Origin of the sequence: Ruegeria sp. HKCCD7221, from assembly GCF_013031225.1 — a bacterium.
Lineage (GTDB): Bacteria > Pseudomonadota > Alphaproteobacteria > Rhodobacterales > Rhodobacteraceae > Ruegeria.
The window spans coordinates 202,578-216,357 of the sequence record NZ_WPZE01000007.1 but is presented as its reverse complement, the minus strand read 5'-3'; the positions used below and the strand labels follow the sequence as shown (position 1 = coordinate 216,357).

The 13,780-nt window shown below is 57.0% G+C and carries 17 protein-coding genes; 9 read left to right on the top strand and 8 right to left on the bottom strand.

Annotation, left to right across the window (positions count from 1 at the left end; all coding sequences use genetic code 11):
* Positions 1-122: 122 nt before the first annotated feature.
* Positions 123-2,081, bottom strand: coding sequence for a DNA topoisomerase IV subunit B (gene parE, locus GOX73_RS16750; RefSeq protein ID WP_171135010.1), 1,959 nt, complete (start codon positions 2,079-2,081; stop codon positions 123-125).
* Positions 2,082-2,255: 174 nt separating this feature from the next.
* Between parE and GOX73_RS16745 the strand changes: the two genes are divergently transcribed.
* Positions 2,256-3,068 carry a class I SAM-dependent methyltransferase gene (locus GOX73_RS16745; RefSeq protein WP_171126457.1) on the top strand — a complete coding sequence of 271 codons (813 nt, stop codon included), beginning with the start codon at positions 2,256-2,258 and terminating at the stop codon, positions 3,066-3,068.
* 120 nt (positions 3,069-3,188) lie between these two features.
* Complete coding sequence (locus GOX73_RS16740; RefSeq protein ID WP_171126458.1) at positions 3,189-3,797, top strand: carboxymuconolactone decarboxylase family protein; 609 nt, start codon at positions 3,189-3,191, stop codon at positions 3,795-3,797.
* 4 nt (positions 3,798-3,801) lie between these two features.
* Here the strand turns inward: GOX73_RS16740 and GOX73_RS16735 are convergent, their stop codons facing one another.
* Positions 3,802-4,677, bottom strand: a complete 876-nt coding sequence (locus tag GOX73_RS16735; RefSeq protein ID WP_171126459.1) for an alpha/beta fold hydrolase — start codon at positions 4,675-4,677, stop codon at positions 3,802-3,804.
* A 126-nt stretch (positions 4,678-4,803) separates the two neighbouring features.
* Here GOX73_RS16735 and ppk2 point away from each other — a divergent pair, with 126 nt between their 5' ends.
* A complete protein-coding gene (ppk2, locus tag GOX73_RS16730) occupies positions 4,804-5,727 on the top strand; it encodes a polyphosphate kinase 2 (protein ID WP_171126460.1) in 924 nt (307 codons plus the stop codon).
* A gap of 104 nt (positions 5,728-5,831) precedes the next feature.
* Complete coding sequence (locus GOX73_RS16725) at positions 5,832-7,205, top strand: MATE family efflux transporter (protein WP_171122076.1); 1,374 nt, start codon at positions 5,832-5,834, stop codon at positions 7,203-7,205.
* Here GOX73_RS16725 and GOX73_RS16720 read toward each other — a convergent pair whose 3' ends face one another.
* Together GOX73_RS16720 and GOX73_RS16715 are read right to left on the bottom strand one after the other, a co-directional pair.
* A complete protein-coding gene (locus GOX73_RS16720) occupies positions 7,206-7,607 on the bottom strand; it encodes a hypothetical protein (RefSeq protein ID WP_171126461.1) in 402 nt (133 codons plus the stop codon).
* An 11-nt stretch (positions 7,608-7,618) separates the two neighbouring features.
* Entirely contained in the window at positions 7,619-8,821 is a 1,203-nt protein-coding gene (locus GOX73_RS16715) for a pyridoxal phosphate-dependent aminotransferase (RefSeq protein WP_171126462.1), read from the bottom strand.
* A 91-nt stretch (positions 8,822-8,912) separates the two neighbouring features.
* Here GOX73_RS16715 and GOX73_RS16710 point away from each other — a divergent pair, with 91 nt between their 5' ends.
* The 3 genes from GOX73_RS16710 to GOX73_RS16700 all read left to right on the top strand — a co-directional run bounded on the left by GOX73_RS16710 (position 8,913) and on the right by GOX73_RS16700 (position 10,135).
* Positions 8,913-9,305 carry a helix-turn-helix domain-containing protein gene (locus GOX73_RS16710; protein WP_171122079.1) on the top strand — a complete coding sequence of 131 codons (393 nt, stop codon included), beginning with the start codon at positions 8,913-8,915 and terminating at the stop codon, positions 9,303-9,305.
* Positions 9,302-9,559 carry a succinate dehydrogenase assembly factor 2 gene (locus GOX73_RS16705; RefSeq protein WP_171126463.1) on the top strand — a complete coding sequence of 86 codons (258 nt, stop codon included), beginning with the start codon at positions 9,302-9,304 and terminating at the stop codon, positions 9,557-9,559. Before GOX73_RS16710 ends, GOX73_RS16705 begins: the two co-directional genes overlap by 4 nt.
* 78 nt (positions 9,560-9,637) lie before the next feature.
* Positions 9,638-10,135: a MarR family winged helix-turn-helix transcriptional regulator gene (locus GOX73_RS16700; protein WP_171126464.1), complete on the top strand. Its 498-nt coding sequence runs from the start codon at positions 9,638-9,640 to the stop codon at positions 10,133-10,135.
* Here GOX73_RS16700 and GOX73_RS16695 read toward each other — a convergent pair whose 3' ends face one another.
* From GOX73_RS16695 to GOX73_RS16685, 3 genes are read right to left on the bottom strand one after another with little or no spacing between them, the layout of a single operon-like run.
* Positions 10,136-10,858 (bottom strand): DUF1194 domain-containing protein, encoded by a 723-nt coding sequence (locus tag GOX73_RS16695; RefSeq protein WP_171126465.1) that lies wholly within the window; start codon positions 10,856-10,858, stop codon positions 10,136-10,138. It abuts the gene before it with no gap.
* A complete protein-coding gene (locus GOX73_RS16690; RefSeq protein WP_171126466.1) occupies positions 10,855-11,559 on the bottom strand; it encodes a DUF1194 domain-containing protein in 705 nt (234 codons plus the stop codon). The genes GOX73_RS16695 and GOX73_RS16690 overlap by 4 nt, the downstream gene beginning before the upstream one ends.
* On the bottom strand, positions 11,556-11,984 hold the full coding sequence (locus GOX73_RS16685) for a VOC family protein (RefSeq protein ID WP_171126467.1): 429 nt from the start codon (positions 11,982-11,984) through the stop codon (positions 11,556-11,558). Before GOX73_RS16685 ends, GOX73_RS16690 begins: the two co-directional genes overlap by 4 nt.
* Positions 11,985-12,159: 175 nt before the next feature.
* Between GOX73_RS16685 and thyX the strand changes: the two genes are divergently transcribed.
* On the top strand, positions 12,160-13,071 hold the full coding sequence (thyX, locus tag GOX73_RS16680; RefSeq protein ID WP_171126468.1) for an FAD-dependent thymidylate synthase: 912 nt from the start codon (positions 12,160-12,162) through the stop codon (positions 13,069-13,071).
* A 61-nt stretch (positions 13,072-13,132) separates the two neighbouring features.
* On the top strand, positions 13,133-13,441 hold the full coding sequence (locus GOX73_RS16675) for a hypothetical protein (protein WP_254429224.1): 309 nt from the start codon (positions 13,133-13,135) through the stop codon (positions 13,439-13,441).
* Between the two features lie 78 nt (positions 13,442-13,519).
* Here the strand turns inward: GOX73_RS16675 and GOX73_RS16670 are convergent, their stop codons facing one another.
* Positions 13,520-13,726: a cold-shock protein gene (locus GOX73_RS16670; RefSeq protein ID WP_170382500.1), complete on the bottom strand. Its 207-nt coding sequence runs from the start codon at positions 13,724-13,726 to the stop codon at positions 13,520-13,522.
* Positions 13,727-13,780 lie beyond the last annotated feature (54 nt).

The following is a 13,780-nucleotide window of genomic DNA, read 5'->3' as shown; positions in this document are numbered from 1 at the left end:
CTCTGCAATCGCGCTCGCCGCACTCGTTATCTTTTGGCTATGAGTCCTGAGCCTAAAATCGGAGCGTCCGTTGTTTATTTCTGAAAGCCAGTTGCTGCGGTTAATGGCACAGTAACCCTATCTCAAACATCCAACTCCTCCACAAACCGCGCGTTCTCCTGAATGTATTGGAACCGCAGTTCGGGCTTCTTACCCATCAGGCGCTCGACCAGATCGCCGGTTTCGCCGGGTTCGTCCTCATCAATCGTGACGCGGATCAGTTTGCGGGATGCCGGGTCCATCGTGGTCTCTTTCAGGTCTTTGGCGTCCATTTCACCCAGACCCTTAAAGCGCGAGACGTCGATCTTGCCTTTGCCGCCCAGACCTTTCTCCAACCATTCGTCCCGCTCGGCCTCGTCCAGACAGTAGACGCGCTTGGCGCCTTGGGTCAGGCGATAAAGGGGCGGGCAGGCGAGGTACAAGTGGCCCGCGTCGATCATCGGGCGCATCTGGGTGAAGAAGAACGTCATCAGCAAGGACGCGATATGCGCCCCGTCCACATCCGCGTCGGTCATGATGATGATCTTGTCATAGCGCAGGTCGTCGACGTTGAACTTGGTGCCAAGCCCCACGCCCAGCGCTTGGGTCAGGTCGTTGATCTCGGCATTGGTGCCCAGCTTGGAACTGGCCGCGCCCAGCACGTTCAGGATCTTGCCGCGCAGGGGCAAAAGGGCCTGTGTTTTGCGGTCCCGGCCCATTTTTGCGGAGCCGCCCGCAGAATCTCCTTCGACGATGAATAATTCGGTTCCGTCGCGTGTTGGACTAGAGCAGTCCACCAACTTTCCGGGAAGACGAAGTTTTTTAGTGGCGGACTTGCGTTGTGTCTCTTTCTCGGCCCGTCGGCGCAGACGTTCCTCGGCTCGGAGTATCACAAAGTCGAGGATCGCGCCGGCGGATTTCGTATCCGCCGCCAGCCAGTTATCGAAATGGTCGCGGACCGAATTTTCGACCAGTCGCTGCGCCTCGACCGTGGCAAGGCGGTCTTTGGTCTGGCCCACGAACTCCGGCTCGCGGATAAAGCACGAGACCAGCGCGCAGCCGCCAGTGATCAGATCTTCGCGAGTGATCTGCGCGGCTTTCTTGTTGTTGATCAACTCGCCGTAAGCCTTGATCCCCTTGAGGATCGCGGCCCAGAATCCCGCCACATGGGTGCCGCCTTCGGGGGTGGGGACGGTGTTACAGTAGGATTGGATGAACCCGTCGCGCGAGGGCGTCCAGTTGATCGCCCATTCGACCTTGCCCGGTGTGCCGAATTTCTCGGTGAAGTCCACGGTGCCCGCAAAGGGCTGCTCGGCATAGGTGGACGAGCCGTTCATCGTCTCCTTGAGGTAATCGGACAGGCCGCCGGGGAAGTGGAACGTCGCCTCGGTCGGGGTCTCGCCGTCGTCGATATGTGATTTCCAGCGGATTTCGACGCCCGAGAACAGGTAGGCTTTGGACCGGATGGACTTGAACAGTCGTGCCGGTTTGAATTTGTGGTAGCCAAAGATTTCGGCATCCGCATGGAAGGTGACCGTGGTGCCGCGCCGGTTGGGGGCTGCGCCGACCTTTTCCACTGGACCCAAAGGGATACCGCGCGAGAACCGCTGTTCGAACAGCGTCTTGTCACGGGCCACCTGCACAACCATAGAATCCGACAACGCATTCACCACCGAAGCACCGACACCGTGCAGACCGCCCGATGTCTGGTAGGCCTTGCCCGAGAACTTACCGCCCGCATGTAGGGTACACAGGATGACCTCAAGCGCGGACTTGTCAGGGAATTTGGGGTGCGGATCAATCGGGATGCCGCGTCCGTTGTCGCGCACGGTCAGCGCATAATCTTCGTGCAGCTCAACCTCGATCCGGTTGGCGTGACCGGCGACCGCCTCATCCATCGAGTTGTCGAGGATTTCCGCGACCATGTGGTGCAAAGCGCGCTCATCCGTGCCGCCGATATACATGCCGGGGCGTTTGCGAACGGGTTCCAGACCTTCAAGAACCTCGATTGAAGAGGCGTCATATGTAGCGGTCGCGCTGGGCGTCAACAGATCGTCGGGCATCGGTGCTGCTCTTGTTTTTGGGTTTTGCCCATTATGGCAGGTGATGTGGTCCGGGGGAAGAGGGACGCGAAGTGTTGTGGGATTTTGCCAAACCCAGGCCGCCATTCGCGCGTTAGCCCGTTTTCGCATAAGATTGGGACACTTGGCATTATCAATTAATTGGGGGAATTTGAAATGACCACGAACTCGGCCAGTTTCGTAGGAGATATACCGACACATTACGACAAGGGTCTGGGGCCAAATATCTTCGTCGACTACGCGGCACTCATTGCTGAAAAGTGCTGCGATGAGCCCGCCAGTTCGGTGATTGAACTGGCGGCGGGTACCGGAATAGTCAGCAGAGTCTTGCGGGACAAGTTACCGGCAGAGGCAAGTCTGTTGGTGACCGACCTGAACGCGCCGATGCTGGAAGTGGCGAAGGCCAAGTTTTCCGGTGACGAGAACATTCAGTTTGCGGTTGCCAATGCGATGGAGCTTCCGTTTGACGGGCCGGAATTTGACTTAATGGTCTGTCAGTTCGGCGTAATGTTCTTTCCCGACAAAATCGCATCATATCGAGAAGCAGCGCGCGTTTTGCGGCCGGGCGGCAGATATGTCTTCAATGTCTGGAGCCCAATGTCAGAGAACCCATTTTCGCAGATGGCACACGAGCTTATGCAGAAGGTTTTTCCTGACGACCCGCCTGGGTTCTACAAAGTTCCTTTTCACTATGGCGATCCTGCCACCGTTCTTGGCGATCTGTCTTCCGCCGGGTGGAGCAACGTAACGCATGAAACCATTAAAATTCAAAAGAAGATTCAGGATCTGGAGGTTTTCTCCAGATCGTTGGTTTTTGGGAACCCGCTGATTGACGAAATCAATGAACGAGGCGGTGTCGACCCCGAGGACGTCGCGGGGGAATTTGCGACCGAATTGGAAAATCGCTTTGGCCCAGATGGCATGACGATGCCTTTGTCCGCCACAATGTTTGTTTGTCGCTTGGACTGAGAAATCTCGGCACCGCATCCGGGGTGATAAACAGAAAACTGGTCCGCGATAGGCCCTCGTAGATCTTGTCGCGGGCGTCTAAGGTGCGCTCGTTGTGTGTGAAAAAAGCAAGGAAACCGAATGAGTTGGATCAAGACAGTTCCGTTCGATCAGGCATCGGGCAGGTTGAAAAAACTGTACGACCGTGTGACCGGCCCCGGAAATAATGTGGATAATATTATGATGGTGCATTCCTTGCGGCCGCATTCGATGGAAGGCCACATGGCGCTTTATAAGAATGTCCTGCACCATTCTGCCAATACGATCCCGAAATGGTTTCTTGAGGTGCTGGGTGTTTGGGTAAGTTCCTTGAATCGCTGCGCCTATTGCGTTGAACATCATTTCAGCGGATTGCAACGCCTGTTGAACGACCCCGATCGCGGCAATGCCATTCGCGCGGCAATCGAGGCAGGTTCCCCCCAATCCGCCCCACTGGACGCGGCACAAATCGCCGCGATGATGTATGCGCGCAAATTGACAGAAGCCCCGTCAGACATGGTTGCGGCCGATGTCGAGGCGTTGCGGAAGGCCGGGTGGGATGACGGCGAAATCCTCGAGATCAATCAGGTCTGTGCGTATTTCTCCTATGCCAACCGGACGGTTCTGGGGCTTGGCTGTTCGACGGATGGTGATGTTCTTGGGCTATCGCCGAACAACTCGGACGACCCGGCCGATTGGGGGCATCGCTAGGCGGTCAAGACGCCATCCAGTTCTTGATTTCCTGCGCCAAAACCTCGGGGCGCTGATGGTGCAGCCAATGATCAGCGCCGGGAATGTCGATCCTGGTCAGGTCCGGGGCAAAGTCCTCCAGCCCGGCAGTCGACTCGGGCAGCAGCGCGGTGTCTTCGGGTCCCCAAAGCAACAGGTGCGGACATTTGATCATTAGCCGATCCAAGGGCAAGTCCGGCAGGTCAGTCAGGGGCTTATCCGGGTCGGCAACAATCAGAGGTGACGCCCGGTACCAATTCAGCATCGCATCAAGCCGCCCGGGGCGCGCCCATTCGGTGCGGTAGTCCTGCATTTGTTCGTCAGATAGCCAGTCAACCCCCATGCCGCGCCGGAAAAAGCGTTCCAATAGGGAAAAATCATCGGCCGAGAACCGCTGGGCCGCGTTTGGGTCGCGCAGGTCGTTGATGTATTGGGATGCTTTTGACTGTGCGCCTCCTTCCGCAAGGGCACGTTGAAACGGAACCGGATGAACCCCGTTTGCGATAATCAGCTTGCTGACCAGTTCCGGACGGAACATTGCCAGCCCGTAGGCCACTGCCGCGCCCCAGTCGTGACCCAGAACGCAAACGGGTGCACCGACATCCTCGATGAGGGCTGCCATGTCGGAAACCAGTTTGGACAGGGCAAAGTGATCAGTTCCCGCTGGGGCCCAACTTTGACCAAAGCCGCGCTGATCGGGGGCGATGCAATGGAAGTGTTCTGACAGGTGCGGGGCCAGATCGCCCCACGCACCGCCATATTCAGGGAAGCCGTGCAGCATCAGCATCACCGGCAGCGAAGGGTCGCCCCAACTGCGCAGATAAAAACTCTGACCATTAAGCTCGATAAACCTGTTTTCCATAGCGGAACCCCTTGGAGTGTTTACGTAAACGCGACAAGAAAGATGTAGCAGTTTGACACCAATCAAAGCGCGTTTTTTCACATTCTGCTAGATGCCTTGTCGGACAGTGTAGCAAGGAGAGACTGAATGGAAACAGCGGCGCAGATCGAACAGAAAAACGGTCAGGTTCAAATCGTACCACCTTTGGCCGACACAGAACGCCAGCCCAGCCCGGACAAGATTCGCCATGCTTTCGAAAGCGGCAAATATCCTTATGACCGCAAGTTGGCCCGTAAAACGTACGAAGAACAAAAGGCCCAGTTGCAGGCCGAATTGCTGAAAGTTCAGCTATGGGCGCAGGAGACCGGTCAGCGGTTCGTGTTGCTGTTTGAGGGGCGCGATGCCGCAGGCAAGGGGGGGACCATCAAAAGGTTCATGGAGCATCTGAACCCACGGCAAGCCCGCGTTGTGGCCTTGAACAAGCCGACATGGGAAGAAAAAGGCCAATGGTATTACCAGCGTTACGTGCAGGAATTGCCAACGGTTGGGGAAATGGTTTTCTACGACCGCTCCTGGTACAACCGTGCGGGTGTCGAGCGGGTCATGGGGTTCTGCTCTCCGAATGAATACCTTGAGTTCATGCGGCAAACCCCAGAGCTAGAGCGTATGTTGGTTCGTTCCGGCATTCAGCTTTACAAATACTGGTTCTCGGTCACGCAAACCGAACAGCAGCGCCGGTTCAAAAGCCGCGAGACTGATCCGTTGAAGCAGTGGAAGCTGTCTCCCATCGACAAGGCCAGCCTGGACAAGTGGGAGGACTACACCGAAGCGAAAGAGGCGATGTTCTTCTATACAGACACAGCCGACGCCCCGTGGACCATCATCAAGTCGAACGACAAGAAGCGCGCGCGCCTTAATACGATGCTTCACTTCCTGTCGACGCTGGATTATCCGGATAAGGACCATGACATCGTGGGTGAACCCGATCCGCTGATTGTCGGACAGGCACATCACGTGATCCATCGGTCCGAGCATATTCTGGGTAACTCGCTGCACCCTGACGCGCGATAAGGGGTGTCCGGGGCGTGGATTTTGTCTTGGGTTTCATAGTCTCACTGTGAAATTTCACTGTTCTGGTCTTGTCCCGGCCTCTGGCCGGGCATAAGGCTGGGGCAATGAACAAGGTGATGACATATCGCGGCCATTTCCGGGCTATTGCCGTACTGGGCCTGCCGTTGATCGGCGGGCATCTGGCGCAGTTTGCCATCGGTCTGACCGATACCATCATGCTGGGATGGTATGGGGTCGAGGCGCTGGCCGCAGTCACGCTGGCCAGCAGCTATTACTTTGTGTTGTTTCTGTTTGGTGCTGGGTTTGGGTGGGCCGTCATGCCCATCGTAGCCACCGCCGCCGCCGAAGAGGACGAGACGAGCATTCGTCGCTCGACCCGCATGGGGCTGTGGCTGTCGCTGATCTATGCGGCGTTGATGATGCCGCTTTTGTGGTGGTCGTACCCGATCTTGATTGCATTGGATCAGGAGCCGGAGGTGGCCAAAACCGCATCCGAATACCTGCGGGTTGCAGGCTGGGGGTTATTTCCGGCGCTTATAGTAATGGTGTTGAAATCCTATCTGGCGGCGCTCGAACGCACTCAGATCGTGTTGTGGATCACCGTCACAGCCGCCGTGGTCAACGGGTTCACCAACTATGCGCTGATCTTTGGAAACTGGGGCGCGCCAGAGCTTGGCGTTATTGGTGCGGCTATTGCCTCGGTCGTGACACAGATCGTTTCATTGGTATTCGTCGTAATCTATGCAGTGCGCGTTTTGCCTGAACACAGCCTGTTTCAACGCTTTTGGCGGCCGGATTGGGAATTCTTCTTCAGCGTGCTGCGTTTGGGCGTGCCCATCGGCTTGACCACATTGGCCGAGGTAAGCCTGTTTGCAATGTCAGCGATCATGATGGGCTGGCTGGGTCAGGTGCCTCTGGCGGCCCACGGGATCGCGCTGAACCTCGCATCGGCCACGTTCATGGTGCATCTCGGGCTGTCCAATGCGGCCACGATCCGTGCGGGCAATGCGTTGGGGCGCAAAGATCGGGCGCATCTTGAAAAAGGGGCGATCGCGGTGACGGGGATGTCATTGGTGATGTCGATCCTGACGGTGATCCTGTTCCTGACCTGCGCCGAGCCGTTGATTTCTCTGTTCATGGAACCCGATGATCCGCAGCGCTCGCAAATCTTGCTGATCGGCACCGGGCTTCTGGCGATGGCGGCACTGTTTCAACTGGTGGACGGAGCGCAAGTTATCGCCCTGGGCCTGTTGCGAGGGTTGCAGGACGCCAAGATACCGATGGTGATGGCGGGGCTCAGCTATTGGGTAATTGGAATCCCGGCCTCGTATTACTTTGGCTTTGTCCGCGGGATGGACGGCATCGGCGTCTGGCTCGGCCTCGTTCTGGGACTGGCCTGCGCAGCCGTTCTTCTGATGGCCCGGTTTTGGCTACGGTCCGTTCGCGGGGTTCCGATGGCCGCCAGCAATTCGGCCTGATCAGCTTTTGTCCAAGCGATCAGCTTTCTTGCGCACCAGCACCGACCGCAGATCGTGCATCGCCAGCAGCAACCGGTCCGTAACGTCTTCAAGCTGTTCGTCGGTTGCCTTGGATTGCGCCCATTGCGCGGTCAGATTCAGGTAGTCGACCGCCCGGTGAATGTCGTCGATATCCCGGTGGGCCAACAGCTCTTTGCGCTCGTCCATCCACCGCTCGATTTCAGTCCGATCCGCCTCGGACAGCGAGCGTTGGCCATGTGGTTTGACCTCACCGTTGCGGATGTTGATGACAGCGATCTGATCCATTTCGATCCGGCGCTGGCGGTTTTCAGTGTAGATCTTGAAAACCGCTGCACCGTTCTCTCGAACACGGAAATAGTATTCAGGCAACATTGCTGTCATGAAACCTCCGATCAGGTTAGGGACGCGCAAAAGCGTTGTATGCGTGTGCAAGCTTCGGTCAGCGCCTCGTCCGACGTCGCATAGCTGACGCGGAAATTCGGCGACAGGCCAAAAGCTGCGCCGAACACGACGGCCACATCCGCTTCTTGCAGCAGGGCGGTTGCGAACGCCTCGTCGTTTTCGATCACAGTGCCTGCGGGCGATGTCTTTCCGATAAGCCCCGCAATGGATGGATAGACATAGAATGCGCCCTCGGGCGTGGGGCAGGTGATGCCGTCAATATCGTTCAGCATCCGCACCACCAGATCGCGGCGACGTTTGAACGTCACGTTGTTCGGGTCCAGAAACGCCTGAGTGCCGTTCAAAGCCTCGACCGCTGCCCATTGGCTGACGGAACAGGGGTTCGACGTCGACTGAGATTGGATTTTGCGCATCGCCGCAATCAATTCCACCGGTCCCGCCGCGTATCCGATCCGCCACCCGGTCATGGCATAGGCCTTGGACACGCCGTTGCAGGTCAGTGTGCGTTCGTACAGCCCAGGTTCAACCTCTGCCGGCGTGCAAAACTCGAACCCGTCATAGGCCAGGTGTTCATACATATCGTCCGACATGATCCACACATGCGGATGACGCATCAGAACATCCGTCAACGCCTTCAGTTCCGCGCGGCTATACCCTGCGCCGGTGGGATTGGACGGAGAGTTAAAGATGAACCACTTGGTCTTAGGCGTGATCGCGGCCTCAAGCTGGTCTGGGGTCAGTTTGAAACTGTTCTCAAGCGTTGTTTCCACGACCACCGGAGTACCGCCCGCCAGCAACACCATATCAGGGTAGCTAACCCAATAGGGGGCGGGAATAATCACCTCATCGCCCTCGTTCATCGTGGCCATCAGCGCGTTATAAAGCGTCTGCTTGCCCCCGGTGCCAACTGAAATCTGCGCAGGGGTATATTCCAGCCCGTGATCGCGCTTCATCTTGACGCAAGCGGCCTCTTTGAGTTCGGGGATGCCGTCGGGTGCTGTGTATTTCGTCTTGCCCGCGGCGATGGCGGCGACCGCTGCGTCCTTGATATTCTGAGGGGTGTCAAAGTCCGGTTCCCCGGCGCTTAGACCGATAACGTCACGTCCTGCGGCCTTCAATTCGGCGGCTTTTGCCGTCATTGCGATTGTAGGCGACGGTTTTACGCGTGACAGTGTCGCAGACAGGAAACTCATTGGGGCCCTCTGTTTGAATGATCAACTTGTCTGTCATAGGGTGCGCCCGAATGACGTTCAAGCAATATGACCTATAGAATTGGAGACCCGAATGAACGATGAAAACGACTGGTATGGGCCGGACGCTGCAACATTCGGGGATCGGTTGGCTGGCGCGCGGGAAGCCGGTGGAATGACACAGTCTCAATTGGCGCGCCGATTGGGGGTAAAGAAGGCCACGATCGCGGCGTGGGAAAATGACCTGTCCGAGCCTCGGGCCAACCGTCTGTCGATGCTGGCTGGCATGGTCAATGTCTCGATTATGTGGTTGCTGACGGGCGAAGGCGAGGGGATGGATGCGCCTGTCGAAGCCGACGAAAGCGCGCCCGAACTGGCCGAGGTTGTTGCTGAACTACGCTCGATCCGGGGTGAAATGCGCGCCAGTTCCGAGCGCGCAGCGCGTCTGGAAAAGCGCGTCCGACTGATGCTGGAGCAAAGCAAATGACCGAAACCCGGGACGTCAGGATCAAACGCCTGAAAATGCGCTCTATGCGTCGGGGGATCAAGGAAATGGACTTGATTTTGTCGGCATATGCGGATCGGAACCTAGCTGGAATGGATGGGGGCGGGTTGGATAACTATGACGCGCTTCTGCACGAAAATGATCAGGACCTCTATCAGTGGGTGACAGGTCAGGTCGCGCCGCCTGCGCAATATTCCGATTTAATTTCGGATATCGCTCAAACGTTTCAAAAATGACGAGAAACCGGACTTAACTGATTTTTCGGTTTTTCGATTCATGCTGCGTGAAACAGCGCGATTGAATCGGAGGATCGGATGAGTATGGAAATGCAGGTCTCCGCGCCGGCGGCCAAGGGTTGCATGACCAGTTACCTTGAGGCGCTCGCCTTGGTCGAGCGGCTGCACCGTCTGCTTCTGGATGTCATCAAGGATGAGTTTGAACGCGTCGGCGTGTTGGAAATCAACGCTGTGCAGGCGTTGCTTCTGTTCAATATAGGCGATCACGAGGTTACGGCTGGTGAATTGAAAAGTCGCGGCTACTATCAGGGCAGCAACGTCAGCTATAACCTGAAAAAACTGGTGGAAATGGGGTATATGCACCATCAACGGTGCGAGATTGATCGCCGTTCCGTTCGGGTCCGACTAACCCCACAAGGGCGACAGATCCGTGACATCGTATCCGAATTGTTTTCTCGTCATGCCGAAGGTCTGCAATCCCGCGGGGTGCTGGAATTCGAAGGGATCGAGGATATCACGGGGTCACTGCGCCGGGTGGAGCGGTATTGGACGGATCAGATCCGCTATATTTACTAGCTAGGGGCGGGCGGTCCGGCCGACCGCGGACAGGGACAGGCCCTCCAGTTCTCGGATCAGTTTGCGAGTCATCGCAGCTTTGTATTCGTCAAACCCCAGCGCGACTTCCACAAAAGCATCGGGGCCCATTATGACCGAGGTAGTGAAATAGGCCGTCAGTTCACTAACCTGAACCGTGCGCTGATCGGACTGATCGGCGTCGTCGACACCGATGACCAGCCCATTGATGGTGATCCCACTTCGGGATAGCTCGTTCTTGACCTCTTGTGGATGGGGGCCAAGGTTGCGTTTGCCATCCCCCGACAGATCAAGTGTTTGTTTCCAGCATTCGGACTGTTGCGCCAATAGATCGGCCCCGAACCGCATCGCCGACCCTAGCGCCGTGCCTTGCGGCGCGTTGCTGCGGGTCACCGAACTTAATTTGGCTTCGATCCGCGCAAGGTCTTGGCGAACGCGGATATCGGTCCAGTTCACAAGGATACGCTGGTGATGAGTTTCACTCCATTCGAAGATCGCCATTCGCACCGGAGCTAACCCTTCGGACAGGATCAACTGTTGGACTTCCGGGCTTTGCAATGCAGCAGCGACACCGTCCAGTTGCAACCGGTATTCCGCCTGATCGACAGACCCCGATACGTCCAGACCCAGGGCCAGCGCCTGTCTGCAGTCACACGCCGCCGGGCTGCCCAGAAAAGAAGCCGCAATCGCGATCGGGCGTATCATTCGGGGTCGGCATCTTGAAGGGCGCCGATTTGCAGCCCTTTCAGTTCGCGTTCCAGTTTGCGGCGCATTGCGCGCTCAAAGTCCTCGAACCCCTGCGCGACTTCCAGAAACGCGCCGGGGCCATGCAAGACGTTGTTTTCGAAAAACGGGATGAGAAACAACTCTCCCTCAAAATCCGCGGCATTGATGACCAGACCGTTGACCACCGTGTTTTCAAACGGGAAGTGCCTGTACGCGGAATCTGGCCCGTACCCATCGTTGTTAGACCCATCACCAGACAGGTCGATGGTTTGGAACAGGCACGCCGGAGCCTGTTGCATCAACGTCGCCCCGAATGCCAGCGCGTATCCCATGGCGGTGGCTGAACCACTGTCGGTTCTGACCGAACCTTGAACTGTCGCGGCTGCGGTCAGAAGATCAGCCTGCGTTCGGATCATCGTCCAGTCCAGAATGACGTGTTGTGTGTCGCGGCCGCTCCATTCGTAAACGGCCAGGGCAACGGGCATGGGCGACGAGAAAAACGCCTGCGTGACCTCGGGCGCGATAAGGGCAGCGGCTAAACCCTGCCGCTGCAAGATATCCTCGGTCGCATCGACCGAGGTAGAGATATCCATAGCCAGCGCAAGGGCGAGGCGGCAGGTCTCGGCCTTCAGGGGGCCGGCCATAAAGGCCAGACCCAGTGTTGCAAGCCAGCGGATCACCAGTGGCCAGTGCTGTCCATGCTGACCCAGGGCTCTGCCGGGGCCAAAGCTTCACCGTTCTGGAGCAGTTCGACAGAAATATTGTCAGGTGACCGCACGAAAGCCATTCTGCCGTCACGTGGCGGGCGGTTTATAACCACGCCATTGTCCTGCAACTGCTGGCACATGTCATAGATGTTGTCCACGCCATAGGCGAGGTGCCCGAAATGCCGGCTGTCACTGGGCAGCGCATCATCGCCATCCCAATTGTAAGTCAGCTCGATCGGACGATCCTCCTGTCCCGGAGGCGCCATGAAGATCAAGGAAAAACGCCCCTCTTCACTTTCGTAACGGCGTGTCTCTTTCAGGCCAAGCAGCTCATAAAACGCCATGGATTTCTCCAGATCTTTAACACGCACCATGGTGTGGAGGTATGTGAGCCCCATTGCGGCTTCCTTTCTATTTCGGTGATAGCCTGCAGATTAGCGCGCAGACCAAGCGTGTCGAGAGGTCGCCGGGGCACATTTTAAAATTTGCTGTGCAGGGCGCACATATCGCGGTTCCGGTCGTGGTGTTGTCGAGATATAGTGGTGGGCGACTCATTGCTGGAAAGGAATATTCATGCCGCTGTCCACCGACCAACTGGCCGAGATCGAAGCGCAACGGGCGCAATCGCATCCAACACGCCGCGTTGTGGCAGCGGGAATGGAGGATCACCTTTACACCGCGCATCAGGTCCTGGACCACGGTTTTGTGCGCGTGATCGACTATATGGGCGATGACGCCGCCATTTGTCAGGCCGCCCGCGTTTCCTATGGCAAGGGCACCAAGTCCGTTCAGAACGACGAAGGCCTGATACGCTATTTGATGCGGCATTGGCATTCGACCCCGTTCGAGATGTGCGAGATCAAGCTGCACGTCAAACTGCCCGTCTTTGTCGCGCGTCAGTGGATTCGGCACCGGACGGCAAATGTGAACGAATACTCGGCCCGTTACTCGATCCTTGATCGTGAGTTCTACATCCCCGCGCCCGACCACGTCGCGGCGCAGTCCGAGATCAACAACCAGGGCCGAGGTGACGCCCTGCAGGGGGAAGAGGCCGCGCGCGTTCTGGAAATGCTCAAGGCAGACAGTGCCCGCTGTTACGACAACTACGAGGCGATGATCAGTCAGGATGGCCAGCAAGGATTGGCGCGCGAATTGGCGCGGATGAACTTGCCAGCAAATATTTATACGCAATGGTATTGGAAGGTGGACCTACACAATCTGTTCCACTTCCTGCGTTTGCGCGCTGACCCGCATGCTCAGTATGAAATCCGTGTTTATGCCGACACCATGTGCAAGATCGTCGCCGACTGGGTGCCGTTTGCCTATCGTGCGTTCGAAGACTATCGGCTGGGCGCGGTGAACCTGTCTGCGCAGATGGTCGATTGCCTGCGCAGAATGCTGTCGGGCGAGGCTGTGACACAGGAGAATTCAGGGATGACCGCGCGGGAATGGCGCGAGTTTCAGGGTGTCATCCAGAAAGGATGATGCCCGGATAAGGCATATCGGTTGTCTATACATTTTGTCATGAAACTGTTACGATCGGTGCATGAGATTTGTGACACCTCTTAGATACGTATGCGTTGGTATGTTGTTGGCGACTCCGGTTTCTGCCAAGTCGCCAATAGCCGAAGTGATCTGCGAACCGACCCCGAAAATGCATGACAAGCTTCTTCGTCAGTTCGGGGCCAAGCGGCACGCAACCGGCCTGCGTGGACCCGAACAGTTGATGGAGGTCTGGACCAGTAAATCAGGTGACTGGACCATGGTCGTCACGTATTCGACGGGCACGTCATGCATTGTGGCAATGGGACAAGACTGGCATACCCGTGCCGAAGAAAAACCGGCCCGAGGGTAAGGTCGCACACCTTTAGCGGCGGACAACGGCTGAAAATTAGCCGTTGGCCTGTTTTTAGTTCCCGCAGTAACGGGGAAATTAAAGCGGCTTCAAATCAGCAGCCATTTGGCGGCCATCACGTCCGTCTTGCAGCTCGTACGAGATTTTCTGATTGTCAGCGAGCCCGGTCAGACCGGACCGTTCTACGGCCGAGATATGAACAAATACGTCCTTGCCGCCCTCATCAGGGGCAATAAACCCATAGCCTTTAGTGGTATTAAACCATTTCACGGTGCCAGTTGGCATTTCCCGTGTCTCCTTCTACTTACACGTTGTCCCACAAATTGGTGGGGGTAGTGA

Coding starts and splice junctions, on each gene's coding strand:
- GOX73_RS16715 (WP_171126462.1), bottom strand. CDS start 8,821: ATGAGTTTCCTGTCTGCGACACTGTCACGCGTAAAACCGTCGCCTACA.
- GOX73_RS16700 (WP_171126464.1), top strand. CDS start 9,638: ATGAGTATGGAAATGCAGGTCTCCGCGCCGGCGGCCAAGGGTTGCATG.
- GOX73_RS16670 (WP_170382500.1), bottom strand. CDS start 13,726: ATGCCAACTGGCACCGTGAAATGGTTTAATACCACTAAAGGCTATGGG.
- GOX73_RS16695 (WP_171126465.1), bottom strand. CDS start 10,858: ATGATACGCCCGATCGCGATTGCGGCTTCTTTTCTGGGCAGCCCGGCG.
- GOX73_RS16720 (WP_171126461.1), bottom strand. CDS start 7,607: ATGACAGCAATGTTGCCTGAATACTATTTCCGTGTTCGAGAGAACGGT.
- GOX73_RS16675 (WP_254429224.1), top strand. CDS start 13,133: ATGAGATTTGTGACACCTCTTAGATACGTATGCGTTGGTATGTTGTTG.
- GOX73_RS16725 (WP_171122076.1), top strand. CDS start 5,832: ATGAACAAGGTGATGACATATCGCGGCCATTTCCGGGCTATTGCCGTA.
- GOX73_RS16735 (WP_171126459.1), bottom strand. CDS start 4,677: ATGGAAAACAGGTTTATCGAGCTTAATGGTCAGAGTTTTTATCTGCGC.
- GOX73_RS16740 (WP_171126458.1), top strand. CDS start 3,189: ATGAGTTGGATCAAGACAGTTCCGTTCGATCAGGCATCGGGCAGGTTG.
- GOX73_RS16705 (WP_171126463.1), top strand. CDS start 9,302: ATGACCGAAACCCGGGACGTCAGGATCAAACGCCTGAAAATGCGCTCT.
- thyX (WP_171126468.1), top strand. CDS start 12,160: ATGCCGCTGTCCACCGACCAACTGGCCGAGATCGAAGCGCAACGGGCG.
- GOX73_RS16745 (WP_171126457.1), top strand. CDS start 2,256: ATGACCACGAACTCGGCCAGTTTCGTAGGAGATATACCGACACATTAC.
- ppk2 (WP_171126460.1), top strand. CDS start 4,804: ATGGAAACAGCGGCGCAGATCGAACAGAAAAACGGTCAGGTTCAAATC.
- GOX73_RS16710 (WP_171122079.1), top strand. CDS start 8,913: ATGAACGATGAAAACGACTGGTATGGGCCGGACGCTGCAACATTCGGG.
- parE (WP_171135010.1), bottom strand. CDS start 2,081: ATGCCCGACGATCTGTTGACGCCCAGCGCGACCGCTACATATGACGCC.
- GOX73_RS16685 (WP_171126467.1), bottom strand. CDS start 11,984: ATGGGGCTCACATACCTCCACACCATGGTGCGTGTTAAAGATCTGGAG.